Origin of the sequence: Kribbella qitaiheensis (assembly GCF_042657745.1) — a bacterium.
Classification (GTDB): domain Bacteria; phylum Actinomycetota; class Actinomycetes; order Propionibacteriales; family Kribbellaceae; genus Kribbella; species Kribbella qitaiheensis.
Genome location: NZ_JBHSKE010000007.1, coordinates 193,450 through 207,366 on the forward strand (window position 1 = coordinate 193,450; position 13,917 = coordinate 207,366).

The 13,917-nt window shown below is 69.8% G+C and carries 17 protein-coding genes; 6 read left to right on the forward strand and 11 right to left on the reverse strand.

What is annotated here, in order from left to right:
• Positions 1 to 33: 33 nt before the first annotated feature.
• On the forward strand, positions 34 to 951 hold the full coding sequence (locus ACFPJ1_RS08700) for a LysR family transcriptional regulator (RefSeq protein ID WP_380102746.1): 918 nt from the start codon (positions 34 to 36) through the stop codon (positions 949 to 951).
• A gap of 36 nt (positions 952 to 987) precedes the next feature.
• Positions 988 to 1,983 (forward strand): class I fructose-bisphosphate aldolase, encoded by a 996-nt coding sequence (locus tag ACFPJ1_RS08705; RefSeq protein ID WP_380102748.1) that lies wholly within the window; start codon positions 988 to 990, stop codon positions 1,981 to 1,983.
• A gap of 6 nt (positions 1,984 to 1,989) precedes the next feature.
• On the opposite strand, the gene ACFPJ1_RS08710 is transcribed toward ACFPJ1_RS08705, so the two are convergent.
• Positions 1,990 to 3,162 carry a GAF domain-containing sensor histidine kinase gene (locus ACFPJ1_RS08710; RefSeq protein WP_380102750.1) on the reverse strand — a complete coding sequence of 391 codons (1,173 nt, stop codon included), beginning with the start codon at positions 3,160 to 3,162 and terminating at the stop codon, positions 1,990 to 1,992.
• Positions 3,159 to 3,827 (reverse strand): response regulator, encoded by a 669-nt coding sequence (locus ACFPJ1_RS08715; RefSeq protein ID WP_380102752.1) that lies wholly within the window; start codon positions 3,825 to 3,827, stop codon positions 3,159 to 3,161. Before ACFPJ1_RS08715 ends, ACFPJ1_RS08710 begins: the two co-directional genes overlap by 4 nt.
• Positions 3,828 to 3,964: 137 nt before the next feature.
• Here ACFPJ1_RS08715 and rpe point away from each other — a divergent pair, with 137 nt between their 5' ends.
• From rpe to ACFPJ1_RS08730, 3 genes are read left to right on the forward strand one after another with little or no spacing between them, the layout of a single operon-like run.
• Positions 3,965 to 4,669: a ribulose-phosphate 3-epimerase gene (rpe, locus tag ACFPJ1_RS08720; protein ID WP_380102754.1), complete on the forward strand. Its 705-nt coding sequence runs from the start codon at positions 3,965 to 3,967 to the stop codon at positions 4,667 to 4,669.
• Complete coding sequence (gene tkt / locus ACFPJ1_RS08725) at positions 4,669 to 6,594, forward strand: transketolase (protein ID WP_380102756.1); 1,926 nt, start codon at positions 4,669 to 4,671, stop codon at positions 6,592 to 6,594. The genes rpe and tkt overlap by 1 nt, the downstream gene beginning before the upstream one ends.
• Positions 6,591 to 7,283 (forward strand): HAD-IA family hydrolase, encoded by a 693-nt coding sequence (locus ACFPJ1_RS08730; protein ID WP_380102758.1) that lies wholly within the window; start codon positions 6,591 to 6,593, stop codon positions 7,281 to 7,283. Before tkt ends, ACFPJ1_RS08730 begins: the two co-directional genes overlap by 4 nt.
• A 76-nt stretch (positions 7,284 to 7,359) precedes the next feature.
• Here ACFPJ1_RS08730 and ACFPJ1_RS08735 read toward each other — a convergent pair whose 3' ends face one another.
• The 7 genes from ACFPJ1_RS08735 to nthB form a co-directional block, all read right to left on the reverse strand.
• Positions 7,360 to 7,848 (reverse strand): MSMEG_0572/Sll0783 family nitrogen starvation response protein, encoded by a 489-nt coding sequence (locus ACFPJ1_RS08735; protein ID WP_132187467.1) that lies wholly within the window; start codon positions 7,846 to 7,848, stop codon positions 7,360 to 7,362.
• Between the two features lie 73 nt (positions 7,849 to 7,921).
• Positions 7,922 to 8,179 carry a hypothetical protein gene (locus ACFPJ1_RS08740; RefSeq protein ID WP_380102760.1) on the reverse strand — a complete coding sequence of 86 codons (258 nt, stop codon included), beginning with the start codon at positions 8,177 to 8,179 and terminating at the stop codon, positions 7,922 to 7,924.
• A 10-nt stretch (positions 8,180 to 8,189) separates the two neighbouring features.
• Positions 8,190 to 9,512, reverse strand: a complete 1,323-nt coding sequence (locus ACFPJ1_RS08745; protein ID WP_380102762.1) for an FAD-dependent oxidoreductase — start codon at positions 9,510 to 9,512, stop codon at positions 8,190 to 8,192.
• A gap of 75 nt (positions 9,513 to 9,587) precedes the next feature.
• A complete protein-coding gene (locus ACFPJ1_RS08750) occupies positions 9,588 to 10,010 on the reverse strand; it encodes an OsmC family protein (RefSeq protein WP_380102764.1) in 423 nt (140 codons plus the stop codon).
• The gene (locus ACFPJ1_RS08755; protein ID WP_380102765.1) at positions 10,000 to 10,359 is read right to left on the reverse strand and encodes a nitrile hydratase accessory protein; all 360 of its coding nucleotides are present in this window, start codon (positions 10,357 to 10,359) and stop codon (positions 10,000 to 10,002) included. The genes ACFPJ1_RS08750 and ACFPJ1_RS08755 overlap by 11 nt, the downstream gene beginning before the upstream one ends.
• Positions 10,356 to 10,958 carry a nitrile hydratase subunit alpha gene (nthA, locus tag ACFPJ1_RS08760; protein WP_380102767.1) on the reverse strand — a complete coding sequence of 201 codons (603 nt, stop codon included), beginning with the start codon at positions 10,956 to 10,958 and terminating at the stop codon, positions 10,356 to 10,358. The genes ACFPJ1_RS08755 and nthA overlap by 4 nt, the downstream gene beginning before the upstream one ends.
• Positions 10,955 to 11,617 carry a nitrile hydratase subunit beta gene (gene nthB / locus ACFPJ1_RS08765; protein ID WP_380102769.1) on the reverse strand — a complete coding sequence of 221 codons (663 nt, stop codon included), beginning with the start codon at positions 11,615 to 11,617 and terminating at the stop codon, positions 10,955 to 10,957. The genes nthA and nthB overlap by 4 nt, the downstream gene beginning before the upstream one ends.
• Before the next feature lie 139 nt (positions 11,618 to 11,756).
• Here nthB and ACFPJ1_RS08770 point away from each other — a divergent pair, with 139 nt between their 5' ends.
• Positions 11,757 to 12,413 (forward strand): helix-turn-helix domain-containing protein, encoded by a 657-nt coding sequence (locus ACFPJ1_RS08770; protein ID WP_380102772.1) that lies wholly within the window; start codon positions 11,757 to 11,759, stop codon positions 12,411 to 12,413.
• On the opposite strand, the gene ACFPJ1_RS08775 is transcribed toward ACFPJ1_RS08770, so the two are convergent.
• Both ACFPJ1_RS08775 and ACFPJ1_RS08780 read right to left on the reverse strand, forming a co-directional pair.
• Positions 12,390 to 13,475, reverse strand: coding sequence for a type I glyceraldehyde-3-phosphate dehydrogenase (locus ACFPJ1_RS08775; RefSeq protein ID WP_380102774.1), 1,086 nt, complete (start codon positions 13,473 to 13,475; stop codon positions 12,390 to 12,392). The genes ACFPJ1_RS08770 and ACFPJ1_RS08775 overlap by 24 nt on opposite strands.
• A gap of 15 nt (positions 13,476 to 13,490) precedes the next feature.
• Positions 13,491 to 13,850: a hypothetical protein gene (locus ACFPJ1_RS08780; protein WP_380102776.1), complete on the reverse strand. Its 360-nt coding sequence runs from the start codon at positions 13,848 to 13,850 to the stop codon at positions 13,491 to 13,493.
• Positions 13,851 to 13,917: the final 67 nt, after the last annotated feature.

Consider the following 13,917-nt stretch of genomic DNA (forward strand, 5'->3'; position numbering starts at 1 on the left):
CTTTACTTGCTATAGATAAGGTATCGGTGAACTATGAAGCTCGCCGGAAGCACGGACCTGCCGGCCGCGGCCACCTGGGGACGTCTCCAGACCTTCCTGGCGGTCTACGACGCAGGCAGCGTGCGAGCGGCCGCGGAAACGCTGCATGTGACGCCACCCGCGGTGTCCGCGGCGATCGCGGCGTTGGAGTCCGCGCTGGGGACGACCCTGTTCAGCAAGGCCGGCCGCGGCATCGTCCCGACCGACTCGGGCGAGACGTTCGCGTCGTACGTCCGCAAGCTCCTCGGTCTGCTCACCGAGGCGGCCGGCGCCGTGCGCGAGGCCGGGCGGGGGCGGCTGAGGGTCGGCACGGTGGCGACGGCGAGCGAGTACGTGCTGCCACCGCTCATCGCCTCGTTCGCCGAGGAGCATCCCCACGTCGAGCTGTCGCTGTCCGTCCTGCCCCGGGACGAGCTGTTCTCGCTCGCTGTCGACCACGCCGTGGACGTGGTGCTGGCCGGGCGTCCACCCCGTGGTTCGGGGCTGCTGACCAGGGCGCGGCGGGCGAACCAGCTCGTGCTCGTAGGTCGCCCCGGCCTTCGTGCGGATCCACTCACGAAGACGTGGCTGCTCACCGGACAGGGGTCGGGCACCCGGGACACGACGCTGTCGCTGCTGACCCGCCTGCAGGCCTCACCTCCGCTCCTCACGCTGGGTACGTCGGGAGCCGCGGTCGCCTCCGCGCGCCAGGGACTCGGCGTCACGCTGGTGCACGAGGAGGCCGTCCGGGAGCAGCTGGACGCCGGCCAGCTCGCGCAGTACGCCGTACAGGGCACTCCCGTGGATCGTCCTTGGCATCTGTGCACGACTGCCGAACCGACAGCGGCGACCCGGCTGTTCCTGCGGCACGTGTGCGACCCGGAGCTGGTGGGGGCGGCTGCGTTTCACACCCGGCATCGCCCGACGGGGTGAGGCGGCGGCACGCAGTACGGTCGGATGCTGCTCACCATGACCACAACGCTGCCAGCTGACCTCGCGACACTTTCCGACACCGCCCGCCGGTTGACTCAGGCCGGCCGTGGCATCCTCGCGGCCGACGAATCCATCAGGACCATGTCGGCCCGCCTCGACAACGAAGGCATCCCGCCGAGCGTGACCGCGCGTCGGGACTACCGCGAGCTCCTCGTCACCGCCGAAGGCCTGTCGGAAACGGTCAGTGGGGTCATCTGGTGCGACGAGACGTTCGGGCAGTCGCTCAGTGACGACCGGCCCTTCCCGCTGGCCGCGCGAGAGCTGGACATCCTTCCCGGCATCAAGGTCGATACCGGTACCAGGGAACTGCCCGGCCGCGACGGCGCCCTCGTCACCGAGGGACTCGACGGTCTCGACGACCGGCTCGCGTCATACGCCGAACGCGGCGCGGCCTTCGCGAAGTGGCGGGCGGTCTTCGACGTCGCCACGATCACGCCGTACACCGCTCGGGTCAACGGTCACGCACTCGCCCGCTATGCGGCCTCGTGCCAGGCACACGGCATCGTCCCGATCGTCGAACCCGAGGTGCTCTGCACCGGCGGCCATTCCCTCGGCGAGTCTGCCCGGGCGTCGCGCCTGGCCCTGAACGCGCTGTTCGACGAGCTCGCGCAGGCCGGCGTCGAGCTGTCCGGCATCGTGCTCAAGCCGAACTTCGTGACACCAGGCCTCACGGCGCCGGGCGCGACCGCGCCCACGGTCGCCGCGGCGACCTTCGACGTCCTCCGCGACGAGGTTCCGGCCGACGTGGCGGGGATCGCCTTCCTGTCGGGAGGGCACCCGACGAAAGACGCGTGCGCGTTCCTCGATGAGACGAAGGCCGTGCCGGAACGCCCGTGGCCGGTGACTTTCTCCTTCGGTCGCGCGCTGGTCAGCGAAGCACTCAGTGTCTGGGGCGGCGACCCGGGCCAGGCGAAGGCTGCCCAGAAGGTTCTGCTCGGCAACTGCCGCCGGGCCGCGCGAACGACCCGGTGACCGTGGTCAGAGCGGGAGCTCGACCAGCAGCGTCGTACCGCGACCGGGGACGGACTCGATCCGAAGGGACGCCTCGATCAGTGCGCAGCGCTCGGCGATGGAGCTGAGCCCGAAGTGCTGCGCGCCGTCGGCGTCACCGGCCCGGGCGGTACGGCGTTCCGCGGGATCGAAGCCCAGGCCGTCGTCGGCACACCCGAGCACGATCGAGTCGCCGACCCGTCGCAGCGAGAGCACGACGCGGTCGGCCTCGGCGTGCTTGACGGCGTTGGCCAGGGCCTCCTGGGCGATCCGGTACAGCGCCGCGGCCGCGTGGTCGGCGATGTCGTCCAGGTCCGCGTCGGGATCCACCAGCAGGTCGATCGACGGACCGTCGTCGCCGCCCGCTGCCGTCTGCACCAGGGACTCCATCGCCGCCACGAGACCGAGGTCGTCGAGGACCAGGCTGTGCAGTCCGGAGATCGCGGCTCGCGTCTGGTCGTAGGCCAGGTCGGCCAGCTTCGCGGCGCTCTTCAGCTCCGCCCGCGCCCGCTCGAACTCCTTTTGCGACGGCGGTCCAGCCAGAAGATCCCGTGCCGCGAGCTCGGAAACGGTCAGATCGGCGGCGGACAGATGGAACGACATGGACGCCAGCGCTGTGGTGACGCCGTCGTGCAGGTCGAAGGCGATGCGCCTGCGTTCGGCTTCCTGGGCCGAGATCGCCTGCTTGATCAGGCGGTCCCGCTCCGTGCGATGACGGTTGACCGCCCGCCACAGCTGCTCGGCGTGCAGCCTGAGGCCGAGCACAGCGGTGTACTCCGCCGCCGCGGCGAGGTCGGCGGACCCGAAAGGCTTGCGAGGACTGCGATGCGCGGCCAGGACACCGACGATGCGATCCTCGAGGCCCGGCAGCGGCAGGCACATACGGGCGACAGTCCGCTGCGGCTCCAGCCCGAGCAGTTGACGGTGCAGGACGTTGCGCGGGGAGTCGGTGTCGAGCAGCACAGGCTTGCCGTTGCGGGCGACGAGCCCGGTGACGCCGAACCCGACCGGCAGGCTCAGCGCGCCGGCCGCGGGATGCGCCGGCCAGATATCCGCGACGGTGAGGTCCTGCCCGTCGCTGGCGAACAGCAGCACCCCGTCGGCGTCGAGCAGCCGCGCGAGATCCTCCGCGCCCGGAACCGACCCCGCGTCAGCATTCACCGGAACAACCCCTCGCGCAATGCGACGGCGATCGCTCCGCTGCGGTCGGAGACTCCGAGCTTGCGGTAGAGACCCCGGATGTGCGTCTTCACGGTGTCCTCGCTGACGACCAGCTTGCTCGCGACCCCCTTGTTCGAGTGGCCGGAGACCAGCAACTCCAGCACCTCCGACTCGCGCTGGGTGAGCCCGAGGTGCGCGCCCGGCCAGAACTCCCCGGCGCTGAGTCGCGCGGCCGACAGAGCCACCCGCCCCGCCAGCGCATGGTCGATGACGGTCTCGCCCTCGCGGACCCTGCGCAGATGGCCGACCAGCTCCTGCCCGTCGATCCGCTTGAGGATGTAGCCGGAGGCACCGACCCGGAGCGCCTGGTAGAGGTAGTGCTCGTCGTCGTAGACGGTCAGCAGGACTACCTTGGTTCCGGGGTACTGCGTGGTGATCTGGCGGCAGAGGTCGAGGCCGCTCTCCTTCCCGATCCGCACGTCGCACAGCACCACTTCGGGTCGCTCCTCGGCCACGATCGTGAGTGCCGCCGACGCGGTGGTCGCCTGGCCCACGATCGCGACCTGCTCGGGGAAGTGACCGAGCATCGCGACGAGTCCGTGCAGCACCATCTCGTGGTCGTCGACCAGGACAAGGCGCAGAGGCGTCGCTGAGGGTTCCGGCATACAGGCAAGGGTAGGGCCATCCACCCCTGTGCGCCCCTTGTCCACAGGGGATCTCACCCACTGCTCCACCCACTCGGGTGAGTGCGCGATCGGCGCGGCGAGGTGTGCTGGAGGACCCGACAGGAAGGCCTCTGCCCATGACCAGGTCCCCCCGTCCCCGGCGGCCCCTCATCGTGCCCTCGGTGTTGCCCGCGGACTTCGCCCGCCTCGGCGAGGAGGTTCGCGAGCTCTGCGACGCCGGCGTGGATCGGATCCAGTGGGACGTGATGGACGGCGCCTTCGTGCCCAACCTCACCTTCGGGCCGGACGTGATCGCGGCGGCCCGCCCGCACAGCGAAGTCCCGTTCGAGGCACATCTGATGGTGATCAACCCGGACGAGCTGCTGCCGCGGTACGTCGAGGCGGGCTGTGAGCTGATCATCGTGCACGCGGAGACGTGCACCCACCTCCATCGCACCCTCGGCCGGATCCGCGATCTCGGCGCGCGCAGCGGTGTCGCGCTGAATCCGCACACCCCTGCCGATGTGGTCGAGAACGTCCTGAGCGAGACCGATCTGGTACTCGCAATGACCGTCAACCCAGGGTTCGGCGGACAGGCCTACATCCCTGCTGTGGAACGCAAGGTCGCGCGGCTGCGCAGGCTGATCGACGACTCTGGCCTGCCGGTCGAGCTCGAGGTGGACGGTGGCATCACCACCGAGACCATCTCCGGCGCGGCAGCCTCGGGCGCGGACGTCTTCATCTCCGGCTCATGGCTTTACGCGCATCCGGACGGCAAACCGGCCGCTGTCAGGCAGCTCCGCGCCGCCGCGGCCGGCCGGTGCCAGGGAGAGGCAGCCTGATGACCGACGTTCTGCAGCGCGAGTCCACCTCATCCGTCGAGGTCGACCTGCTGGCCGTGAACACGTTGCGCTTCCTGGCCGCGGACATGGTGCAGGCGGCGAACTCGGGACACCCAGGCATGCCGATGGGTGCCGCACCGATGGCCTGGGCCCTGTGGAGCCGCCATCTGCGGCACGATCCCTCCGCCCCGGACTGGGCCGATCGCGACCGTTTCGTGCTCTCGGCCGGCCACGGCTCGGCCCTTCTGTACGGGCTGCTGCACATCTTCGGCTACGACCTCCCCGCGGAGGAGCTGCGCAGGTTCCGTCAGCTGGGCTCGTGCACCCCCGGCCACCCCGAGTTCGGGCACACTCCCGGCGTCGAGTGCACGACCGGACCGCTCGGTCAGGGCCTCGGCATGGCGGTGGGCATGGCTCTCGCCGAGCGCATGACCCACGCGCGCCATCCGGAGATCACCGACCACCACACGTACGCGATCGTCGGCGACGGCTGCCTGATGGAGGGCATCAGCCACGAGGCCGCGTCGTTCGCCGGGCATCTGGGGCTGGGCCGGCTGATCGTCTTGTGGGACGACAATTCGATCACCATCGACGGCGCGGTCGACCGGTCCTGCAGCGACGACCAGCCGGCCCGTTTCGCGGCGTACGGCTGGCACACGCAGACCATCGAGGACGGCACCGACGTCGAGGCGATCGACGCCGCCATCTCCCGGGCGAAAGCGGACCCGCGGCCCAGCTTCATCGCGGTGACGACCGTCATCGGCCACGGCGCCCCCGGCGTGGAAGGTACCCCGAAGGCCCACGGGTCGCCGCTCGGGGAAACCGTGCTGGCCCAGGCCATGCAGCAAGCGGGCTGGGAGTATCCCCCGTTCGCAGTACCGGAGGAGGTCCGCGCGACCTGTACTGCGCTGGCCGCGGCCAGCGCCCAGGAGCACGCCGACTGGCGGGCGGCGTACTTCGCGTTGGAGGCCGGTGCACCGGAGCGCGCGGCGGAGATCCGCCGTGCGGGTGACCGGACACTGCCGGACGGCCTGGGTGATGCGCTCGCACAGGTGGTCGGCGATGCGCCCCGCGCCACCCGTCAGTCGTCCCAGGCTTGCTTGACCGAGCTGACCCGCCTGATGCCAGAACTCGTAGGCGGGTCGGCGGATCTGTCCGGTTCGACAGGTACTGCGATCGGCGGCGCCATCGTCACCCGGGCCGACTACCAGGGCTCCAGCATTGCCTTTGGCATCAGGGAGTTCGCGATGGCGGCGATCATGAACGGGATCAGCCTGCACGGTGGGTTCCGCGTCTACGGCAGCACGTTCCTGGTGTTCGCCGACTACTTGCGCCCGGCTCTGCGGCTGGCGGCGCTGATGCGGCAACCCGTCGTCCACGTGCTCACCCACGACTCCATCGCGGTCGGCGAGGACGGACCGACCCACCAGCCGGTCGAGCACCTCGAGTCCCTGCGGCTGATTCCCGGACTTCAGGTGCTGCGGCCGGCCGACGACGCCCAGACCGCCGAGGCGTGGCGACTGGCGCTTGAGCGGACCGACGGGCCGACAGCCCTGATCCTGTCCCGCCAGGCGCTGCCTCAGCTCTCGGCCGGGTCGACCGGCAACCACCCTGCCAACATCGAGATCGTCGCAACAGGGTCGGAGGCGTCGCTTGCCGCGGCAGTCGGCGACCGGCTGACGGCGGAAGGCCACTTCGTCCGAACGGTGGCCGTCCTGGACAGGTCGCAGTACTCGCCCGACCCTCTGGCGACCACGATCAGCATCGAAGCCGGCAGTACGGCAGGCTGGCGCGGCCTCGTGGACCTCGCCATCGGTCTCGACGAGTTCGGCACCTGCGGCCCGGGGACCGAGGTCCTCGCTCACCACGGCTTCACGGTCGACTCCGTGCTGGCCAAGATCCACGAACACCTCGACCGGCCGTGACCCGACTAGCCGCGGTTGTCTTCGACGTCGACGGAACTCTGGTCGACAGCGAGCGCGACGGACACCGGGTCGCCTTCAACGCCGCGTTCGCGGAGGCGGGGCTGCCCGACCACTGGGACGTCACGACGTACGGCGGGCTGCTCCCGATCGCCGGGGGTGCGAGGCGCCTGGCGTCCTGGTTCGAGAGCACCGGCCGGACGCCCGCCGAAGCCCGGCGTCTCGCTGAGGGGCTGCACGCCCGTAAGACGGAGATCATGCGCGACCTCATCGCCGACGGACGGGTGCAAGCCCGGCCCGGGGTGTATCGCCTGCTCGACGAGCTCGATGCCGCCGGGATCCCTGTGCACGTGGCCACCACCGGCACGCGCGCGTGGGTCGAACCGTTGCTCGAGCGCGTCTTCGGGCCCCGGTTCCAGACCGTTGTCACAGGCACCGAAGTGCCCGAGCTGAAGCCCAGCCCCGAGGTCTACCTCGAGGTGCTCCGCCGGACCGGCTGCCCGGCTGACCGGACCGTCGCGGTGGAAGACTCCGCCAACGGCGTCCGGGCGGCCGTGGCCGCCGGCCTGCGCTGTGTCGCGGCGTACAACCCCTACACCCGCGACGACGACCTGTCCGGAGCGACGCTCGTCACCGGCGGACTCGACGATCCCGCGCTGGTGGCCTGGTTCCGCCGGCACAACGGAACCTGAGCGACAGGACCGGACACGAAGATGCCCCGCAGCGTCGCCTGCGGGGCATCAGTTCGTTGTGGCCGAGTCGTCGCGGCTAGACCGTCCAGGTCGCGAAGACGATGGCCCGCTCACGCCAGGCCTGGATGTTCGCGTCGAGCACGTCCAGGGGGTTGAACGGGATGACGCCCTTGATCAGGTCGTCCTCGCGCATGCCGTACAGCGCGCCCATCGCGAAGCGACAGGCGTAGACCTTGGCGCCCTCGTCGATGAGCGTCCTCAGCTGCTTGTTGTACCCGAGGTTGCCCGGGAAGCCCTCGTTCCCGACCGCCGGGTACCCCCGGGCTGCGGACGCCATCAGGACGCCCGGGCCGTAGAGGATGAAGGTGAGCTCGAAACCCTTGCGCTGCAGGCGGGTCGCGGTGAGCATGTTCACCAGGCCGACGGACCCCTCGAAGGGCACAGTGTGCATGAAGACGTACGCCTTGTCGCCTTCGTTTGCCTTGTAGTCGGGGAAGATCTTCTCTTCGACGTCGAAGAGGATGTCGCCTTCCTTGGGCGGCTCGATGGTGACCGTCTTCGGCATGTGCTGACTCCTTGGTGGTGTGGATGATGCGGCGGTGCTGTCCTGCCTCGCCCGGCCGGGCGAGGCAGGTGGTTCACTGGTCCTTCGGCGAGATGTACTCCGGCTTCGGCCACCCCTGGCGGTGGCTGCCCGGGATCCGTTGCATCAGCACCCGCCGCAGGCCCCAGGGGAGCAGCCGGTAGACCGGCGCGAAGACCTGGCGCCACCAGCGATCCTTGACGTCATGCGGACGGGCCGGCGGGTTCGCGTCGTACTTCGCGGCCATGCGGCGCTGCGCGTCCCGCAGCAACGCGTGCTCGGAGTTCGACCGCAGCCATCGGGAGAAGGTCACGGCAGCCACCTCAGAGCTTCGCCACGAGCGCTTGCGCCGCCATGGCGATGGGTTCGTTCAACGCCCCGATGGCCGGCGAGTAGACGTTCTCCATCGTGGCCAGCGTGTCGACGGTGATGCCCGTCCTGGCCACGATGCCGAGGAAGTCCGCCCGCTCCTTGATCCCTTCGCCACCGACCATCTGCGCCCCGATCAGGCGCCGGGTGGTGGGATCGGCGAGCAGCTTGACGGTGATCGGCTTCACGCCCGGGTAGTAGCGCGCCCGGGTGATGCCGTTGGCCACGCCGGTCACGAAGGGCAGCCCGAGAGCCGTCGCCAGGGTCTCGCCGAAGGAGACGCCACCGATCATCCAGGAGCCGGCCAGCATCCCCCACGGGACGTAGACGGGATTGTGCGTGCGCGACCCGCCGGCGGCGTTGATGCCCGCGGTCTTGCCCTGTGCGTAGGCGTGGCTGCCAGAGAGGCCCTGGAGGGGGACGTTCGACACGCCGTGCGGGATCTCGGCGCAGTCGCCCGCGGCGTAGACGTCCGGGTCGGAGCTGCGAAGGTCCGGGCCGACGACGACGCCACCCGTGCTGCCGAGCTTGATCCCCGCCGACTGCGCCAGCTCGCTGTTCGGCACCTTGTGGCTGCCGATCACGGCGATCTCCGCCGGCACGTCACCGAAGCTCGTGCTCACGTGCGTGAGAGTGTCCCTGCCGTGGAAGGCGGTGACACGTTCGCCGAACTTCAGGCTCACGCCGGCCTCCTCCCAGTCCTTCCGGACCGGCTCGACGATGTCGGGGTCGATCACATCGGCCATCGGCCACGGACCCGGGTCGACCAGGGTCACCTCGATGTCGCGGTGCCGCAGCGCGGAGACCATCTCCATCGCGATCGGACCGGACTCGACGACGACCGCCGAGCGAACGTCGTCGAGCCGGCGGTCCCACTCCATCGCCGCCCGGATGTTCTTGACGTGGTAGATGCCGCCGAGCTCGGTGCCCGGGATGTCGGGGGTGTCGTAGTTCCACCCGGTGGCGAGCACCAGCTTGTCGTAGCCGACCTCGCCCTCACCGCGGACCTTGATCGTCCTCGACCTGGTGTCGATGCTCTCGACGGTGGTCTCGTAGTGCACGTCGATGCCCTGGGCAACGTACTGCTCCTTGGTGGCGAGGAACAGCTTCTCGAAGGACTCGATCTCCCGGCCGTGGACGAACGGGATGCCGCACGGGCTGTAGGCGACGTCCTCGTACTCGGTGTACACCACCACCTGCGCCGACGGGTCCTGCCCCTTCGCGGCGCCCGCGGCGCCGAGTCCGGCGGCCCCGCCGCCAATCACAACAATCTTCACGAGAAGCGCCCACTCTCCGCAGTACGTCGTAAGTTCAATGATTATTTCCGATAGTAAACAGAGCCGGCGCGCCGGTCAATGCTCGACGGCGATCGCCTCGGTGGTCAGTTCGACGCCGCCGCGCAAGGTGTTGGTCACGTAGCAGACGCGCTCGGCGGCGCGGACCAGCTGGTCCAGCTCGGCCTCGGGCACACCGACGCGAGCCCGCACGTGGATCGCGCTGAACCGCTGACCGTCGTAGCCGCCGGTCACGTCGACCGACAGGTCGGACAGCTCGATCTCCCGCTTGCGAGCCGCATGGCTGAGTGCCATCAGGAAGCAGGAGGCGACCGACGCCAGGAACAGATCGGTCGGTTGCGGCCCCAGATCGGTCCCGCCGACCCCCACCGGCTCGTCGACCTCGATCGTGAACGACCCTGCTCGCACCGAGCAGTGGTACCCGGACCTCCACTTGCCCGTGACGGTCCGCCCGGCCGCGACGCGACCGTCAGTGGTCATGGACGCCATGCTCGTCATCACGGTGGTCATGGCCCGCCGGCCGATGGCAGAGGACGTCCGCACGGTCGTCGACGTCTTCCGGCGAGACGACACCCCGCTGGAAGAGCAGTGACTCGAGGGCGCCGACCCAGCGGTCGTAGTAGCGATACTCGCCGGGCCCGGACTCGTCAGCGGCAACCTCGGCGATCAACCCGGTCTGGAAGTCCCGCCACGAGAACAGCCCCTGGTCGGCGAGTGCGGCCGCCAGGCCGAACGCCCGGCTCTCCCAGGGTTCGTCGAAGACCAGTTCGCCGTTCGCGCGCGGCAGCGCCGTGGCGCCGACGGCGTCGAGAGCCTCGGCGCCTGTCATGAGGCGACCTTCACGTCGGCTACGCCGACCATGGCGTCCCGGCTGACCAGGGCGGTCAGCTCCTCTTCGGACAGGTTCTCGGTGCCGGCCGGTCGACGGGGCAGCACGAAGTACCGGTTCTCCGCACTCGAGTCCCACACCTTGATCTCGACGTCGTCTTCGACGACCAGGCCCATCTCCGCGAGCAGCGCCCTCGGCTCCCGAACGACCCTGGCTCGGTAGGCCGGATCCTTGTACCAGTTCGGAGGCAGTCCGAGCACCGGCCACGGGTAGCAGGAACACAGCGTGCAGACCACCACGTTGTGAACCTCGTCGGTGTTCTCGACCACGACGATGTGCTCACCCTGCGGTCCGCCGAAACCGAGTTCCTTGATGGCGCCGGTGCCGTCGGCGAGCAGGCGGGCGCGGTAGTCCGGGTCCACCCAGGCCTTGGCGACGACCTTGGCTCCGTTGAGCGGGCCGACATCGTTCACGTAACGGTTGATGAACCCGTCCAGGACATCGGTCTTGACCAGGCCTCGCTCGGTCAGCAGCGCCTCGAGTGCCTCGGCGCGCAGCGCGGCGGGAGGCCGGTCGGCAGTGCGGGAATCGGCGGTCACAGTGTCTTCTCCAGGTAGCTCTCGAACAGGTCGATGTAGACGGTCGAGACCTCGGCGTCGGAGCCCCAGAGGTCGGTCGACTCGAAGCGGACGGTGTAGACGTGCTGCGCGTCCTCCCCGGTGAAGTGAGCCGTGCTGTCAGGCAGGACGGCCGCCGGCCGCCGGGCGTCGACCACACCGATCCGTCCGCGGACGTAGGCCGGCATCCTCGTGTGGCCGGACTTTCGGAGATCGCGGGCACGCACTTGCTGCCCCACCTCGAAGCCGGGCTCGTCGTCGATCTGGCGCAGCGAACCAGGCCCGCCCCGCTCGTACGACGGCTTGCGCACCTCGACATCGACGGGCTCGACGACATCCTCGCCACCCAGGCGGCGGGCTCGGGCCTCGACGGCGCCGGGCGCAAGCACACCGCTGTCGACCAGCAACAGCTCAGCAGCCGCGAGCCACCTTCCGTAGTAGCCGTCGGCGAGGTACTCCACCGGATGGAGCCGCTCGAGCGCGTGCCGGAACGCGTCGAGGTTGGTCCCCGAGGCTCCCATCGATGCCAGCCCGAGGGCGAAGGTCCGGGCGTGCCACTGCTCCTCGAACACCGGCTCGTCCGGCTGGATGGCGACCGTGCCCCAGCCGTGGGTGCCACCCATGTCGTGGATCCCGTCCATCCGCCGCCTCCTCCGGTTGCGCTGCGCAACATCTCCTATCCGATACGACAAAACACTATGTGAGACAGAGCGGGGCGTCAACTATCAGAGAGATAGGCTGTCGGCTACTCAACGGCGCGTTCCCGACGAAGGAGAGAGCATGTCCCCCTCAGCCACCAGCTCCGGTGGCGTCCGCGACGACGCGGCGGCCGACCGGCTCGCCACGGCGCCGCTGCCGGAGACCGAGGTCTCAGCGGTGGTGTCCGGCATCGGCCCACGGCTGCGATCGCTGCGCACGCGACACGGCCTGTCGCTGCAGCAGCTCTCGGACCGCTCGGACGTCTCGCCGGCCGCGATCCACAAGGTGGAGCAGGGCACGATGGTGCCCACCATCACCACGCTGCTGAAACTCGCGGCCACCTTCCAGGTCCCGGTGGCCCACTTCATCGGCGAGGTCGAGGCGCCCGACTCGCCGGTCGTCTACACCCCGGCCAAGCAACGCCGAACCCGCACGGAGGGCGACGGCGACGTCGTCGTGGGATCCATCTCCGCGGAGTCAGGCCCCTTCGACCTCGCGGCGAGCGTCACCGAGATCGGTGCCGGCGCCCGGTCCGCCGAGGACAACCGGCACCCGGCCGGCGAATCCCTGGTGCACGTCCAGTCGGGGACGTTGGAGCTCACCGTCGGCCGCCAGGTCTTCCGGCTGACCGCCGGTGACTCGCTCCACTTCCGCTCGGAGGAGAGCCACTCGTGGCGCAACCCGTCCGGCCGCACCGCCAAGGTGGTCTGGGTGTCACTTCCCGAACGCCGCGCCTGAGCCGATCAAAGCCGGCTGCGGAACCAACTCGCTCGCCGGTGGCCTGACGTTGCTGCGGGCGGACACCATCTCGACCAGGTCGAGGAGCCGGTTCGCGTAACCCCACTCGTTGTCGTACCAGCCGAACAGGCGCACGGCGGTACCGTGCGATTCGATGTCCTGAAGTGAGATCACGCAGGAACGCGGGTCGCCGAGGATGTCCGACGACACCAGCGGTACGTCGGTGACGCCGACGATGCCGGACCAGCGATCCGAGCGGGCGGCCTCGATGAAGGCCTCGCGCACCTGCTCGGCGGTGGCGTGCTCACGGAGCATGGCCACCACGTTGCTCAGGGACCCGTCGGGAACCGGAACGCGCACGGCGACGCTGTGAACCCGGTCCTTCAGCTGCGGGAGCACCAGCGCCAGAGCGCGGTCCGCGCCGGTGCCCGTCGGCACGATGTTCTGGCCCGCGGCCCGCGAGCGCCGGAGGTCGTGGTGCGGCAAGTCGAGGAGCTGCTGGTCGTTGGTGAACGCGTGCACGGTGTCGACCCAGCCACCGTCGACCCCGAAGGCCTCGTCGAGGATGGCGAACATCGGCGCCACGCAGTTGGTCGTGCAGGAGGCGTTGGAGATGATCCGGTGGACGGCCGGGTCGAGATCCGCCTCGTTGACCCCGACGCAGATCGTGACCTCGGCCGAGTCGGTCGGCGTCGAGATGATCACCCGCTTGGCGCCGGCCAGCAGATGACCCGCGGCGCGTTCCCGGGTGGTGTACTGGCCGCTGCACTCGGCGACGACGTCGACTTCGAGGGCGGACCACGGCAGGTTCGCCGGATGGTTCGACCGCAGTACCTTGATCCGCCGCTCCCCCACCCGCAGCTCGTCGCCGGCCACCTCGATGGGCACGCCCAGCCTGCCGTGCACCGAGTCGTACTCCAGCAGGTAGGCCAGCGTCGAAGCGGGCGTCAGGTCGTGGACCGCGACGACGTCGACCGCCGAATCGCGGGCGAGGATGGCGCGGAGGAAGGCTCGTCCGATCCGGCCGAGGCCGTTGATCGCGATGCGGGGCGCGTCGGTCATCGGGTCACCCGCCCGTCAGACCGTCGCCAGGGCACGCGGTGCGGCCTCCGCTGCGGTCTTCTGCAGCGGAGTCACCGCCGCCAGCCGCCGGGAACGCGCAGGGAACGCCACGGATGCCAACGCCACCAGGGCGTCGAAGACACGATCGCCGTCCATCCAAGCGTGGTCCTCGGCGAAGGCGATCCACTCGTTGGGAGGGATCACCGGCTCAGTCTCGCCGTACTCGATCTCGTCCCAGGTCGCGGCCATCTCGATCAGCTCGACCAGGGCGGTCATCGGCTCTCGCTCGAGCGAGACCAGGCGGCGGTGGTGGGCGGGCGCGTGCTGCTCGAAGCGGCAGCCGCAACGGTCGGATTCAACGCTGAACGTCTCCATGAACGGATGGTGGCCGCCGCCGTTGCACAGCCGTTGCACGGCCGTTTGCCGGCCGCACAACAGCCGT